This is a genomic window from Paenibacillus sp. An7, from assembly GCF_009870785.1.
GTDB lineage: Bacteria > Bacillota > Bacilli > Paenibacillales > Paenibacillaceae > Paenibacillus.
Window position 1 is genome coordinate 1 of record NZ_WTWX01000054.1, and the last position, 3334, is coordinate 3334.

General features: G+C 32.0%; 4 protein-coding genes. All 4 read left to right on the forward strand.

The features are described from left to right. Positions 1-518: 518 nt before the first annotated feature. The gene (locus GQY27_RS20995; RefSeq protein ID WP_160037211.1) at positions 519-1238 is read left to right on the forward strand and encodes an anti sigma factor C-terminal domain-containing protein; all 720 of its coding nucleotides are present in this window, start codon (positions 519-521) and stop codon (positions 1236-1238) included. Next, a complete protein-coding gene (locus tag GQY27_RS21000) occupies positions 1238-2167 on the forward strand; it encodes a hypothetical protein (RefSeq protein ID WP_160037212.1) in 930 nt (309 codons plus the stop codon). The genes GQY27_RS20995 and GQY27_RS21000 overlap by 1 nt, the downstream gene beginning before the upstream one ends. Before the next feature lie 19 nt (positions 2168-2186). Then, positions 2187-2567 (forward strand): hypothetical protein, encoded by a 381-nt coding sequence (locus tag GQY27_RS21005; RefSeq protein WP_160037213.1) that lies wholly within the window; start codon positions 2187-2189, stop codon positions 2565-2567. 335 nt (positions 2568-2902) lie between these two features. Then, the gene (locus tag GQY27_RS21010; RefSeq protein ID WP_160037214.1) at positions 2903-3220 is read left to right on the forward strand and encodes a hypothetical protein; all 318 of its coding nucleotides are present in this window, start codon (positions 2903-2905) and stop codon (positions 3218-3220) included. Positions 3221-3334: the final 114 nt, after the last annotated feature.

Below are 3334 nucleotides of genomic sequence, written 5' to 3' on the forward strand. Positions count from 1 at the left end.
AATAAGAACAAGTAAGCAGCCGCTCAAAAGACCGGTTGCTTTTTCTTTTAGCTAACGAACAGATTAGTTTAATTAATGCTGAGACTTCGGAATAACTTTTTAAAACTTGTAGCCAAGAAAAATGAAGATATAAATAATCTTGAACAAAAACTAAATGAAATTGAAGCTATTTAAGTTTTGTATCTGATTTTTTTCATTTCTAAAATTTATAGTTATCGCAATCTATTTCTGTTGGAAGAGGGTTATATTCCTCTATTTGAGAATTCAATATATGTATCTGGGAACTCTGTATATTTTAATGCTAGCATCATTAACCTCTCTAAAATGTATGTAGAAAGTATTACAGTGTGATACTTTCTACACTTAAAGTGCCTCTTATATTATCGACTATTAAGATGATAACTTTCTTAGTTCTATCTAGCATAGAGAATATTAATTGTTATATTTTTCCTGTATTTTCTGATAATATTAGTATATAGTTTCCAATTGAAAATAAACAATACAACTCAGGAGGACGTATGAAAAACAAAAAAAATAAACTGATTATAGGAGGTCTATTTTTTACTACTCTAATGGCAATTGGAATCGTATTTAATACACCAACTTTAAAGGCAGAGAATCCAGCTCTTAATTCAGATGAATTCACAATTAGTGATAGAATTAATACTTCAGAGAAAGAGCTGAAAATACTAGAAGAGAACACGAATCAAGAAATAGAGGCATTAATCTCCTTAGATGGACAGCATGAAGTTGAAATTGCTAAAGCGATTTCAACTGAAACGGGAATAGAAATCGAAGCAATGTATCATGCATACACGTATGAAGACGAAGTAATCAGCGGTGGATTTATTTTAGAAGAGGACCAAACAATTGAAGATGCAGTGGTTAAATATGAAGATGATCTCAAAACTATGCTTGTAAATCAAATTGAAAATTATGAGGAAGAAGTTTCTCTAAAAGAAAGATCACTTATATTAGAACAAAATCCCAATGCAGAAAAAGCACAAGAGGAACAACGTTCTGTGGAAGCAAAAAAAGAACTTATTCATGTATTTAAAGAGAGATTGAATGAACTTAACAATGACGGACTAAAAATATATGGCTTAAAAGTAAAGGGAACTGGTGAAAATCTTTTAAAATTAAAGTCACAGGAAGAAGTTAGATTAGTAGAAAAAGTAACTGGAGATAATGAAAATTGGAAACCAATTAACACGGTTACGTCGGAGGTACAAAATTAATGTTTAAAAAATTCATATCGATAGTTCTTGCGACAATGATGATTTTTATAGGTGTTTCTAATGTAAATGCTGCTCCAGCTGAAGATTGGGTTCCTTGGAAAGGAGACTCTAGTATATATGTTACTTCAAGTTATGAAAGATTTAGTCATCAACAAATTTATTTTAGGAGTGCTACAGTAGGTTTCTATGATTCTACATTTGATACTTATGAGCATTCAGCAGTTTTTTATGATTACGAAAATAAAGCCTTTGCTAGGGATGCAGCGGGATCAGCTTTTGAATCTAATTTTCCGGATCCATATTTAGATACACAAATTTTAAACAGCTGGGGTGTTGCAGGTAGTAAAAGTGAACCAGATGTTTCTGTAGGATCATACGATCCTAATGAATTTGTATCAGGTAAGTGGTATTATTCGACAGTTAAATTGGATAATACTGATAGTACAAAGAGTATGTATAAAATAACTGCACAAGAAGGAACTAACTACGGGTGTGGGAAATATTGTGTGAATGGTAATTCTAGTGCAATTCTTGTTCCTTTTGACCCGGAATTTACGGCTCCAGATAATCAAAGGTACAGATATGAATGGGAAGACAATAACTCAATGGCTGTTTCTCCAGATGACATATTAGTTAATGAATGGGGAGGAGGAACAATTACCTCAACTCAAGATCCTGACTACTGGAAATTTCAAGCTACAACAGGTGGCTATCATAAGGTAATATTAAATAATCCTAAAGGTAGTTATAACTATAATGTTACTATATTTAACAGTTCTGGAACACAAGTCGCGAGACTTGCAGATAGTGCTGATGGTTATGATGAACGGAACGATGTATATCTAAGTCCAGGAACCTATTATTTTAAAGTATCATCTGCATTAGGTTCATCTGCAGATTTACAATATCATTTACACATTAAAAAATAAGAGAAATAAGGAGTAACTAATGAAAAAGTTATGGTCTTTAGCAATATGTTTCTGTTTAACTTTGTTATTAACTGCTTGTGGAGACAAGATATCTCCTAAAAAAGTTGGAGACATGTTAAGTAATGAAGGAATCGAAGTAACATTCGGGGATAATATGGAGGAAAATTATTATCATTATTTTTTAAATAAAGATGCGAATTTTGCTATATATTTTCTTAAAGATACAGAAGAAGCAGAGGAACAAGAAAAATCTTTCAAAGATCCTAAGTATAAAACTTTTCTTGTGAATAATGGTAATTTGATAGTCTATTATTATATGAACGGTGAAGCAGATCAAGAATTAGATTCTAAGATATCAAATTTCGTTGAAAAATTTGATGAGCTAATAGAGGATAAATAAAGATCTCGATTCAGAAATTTGATCGTAACCTTCTCTTTAGATGACGTGTTGTGATTTATGAGAGACTATTAGATTCAATATTGTTAGCGAAAATATGGTTCAAGAAGAAAAAGTAAGCAACTGATCAATAAACCGGTTGCTTTTCTTTAAGCTTATAGGAATATCATCCCCAATGTATGGAGGAGCAGCTTGCCAGTTGGCAGTTGCTCCTTTTAGTTATGTAAACCGGCAGGAAAGTTGATTAAACAGACACATAAATATTCCTCACAAAGGGTTTTATGGTACTTGGTGAATATAAACATATGCTATTTAAAAAAGCGTCTTAGGAGGATATTATGAATGAAAACTACACGAAGATAATATTAACTGGAATACTGTTAAGCTTGTTGATCATTGCCTTTAAACCTAACCAAAAGGTTGAACCAACAATTATTCCACCATCCAATGTAACTGTAAGCAGTAATAACGAATTCATCCAAATTTCCTCAAACATTATTGGTGTGAAAGATGACGGAACGCATTCTGGCATTCGTGGACAACTACTGGTGTTTGAATACAACAATACATCTAAGTTATTTGAGTTTAAAGGATCACTTAATTATGAAGAGTACATCAATCATCCAGAAAAATACGGGATAGCTGTTAGAAAGTAAATAGTAATTTAGTATTTATATTCCGAGTTCTTCATTGAGCTAACAGAATAAACGTTAGATGAACACAGCAGGGAGCAGCTTACCACTTGGCAACTGCTCTCTTTTATTTACAAA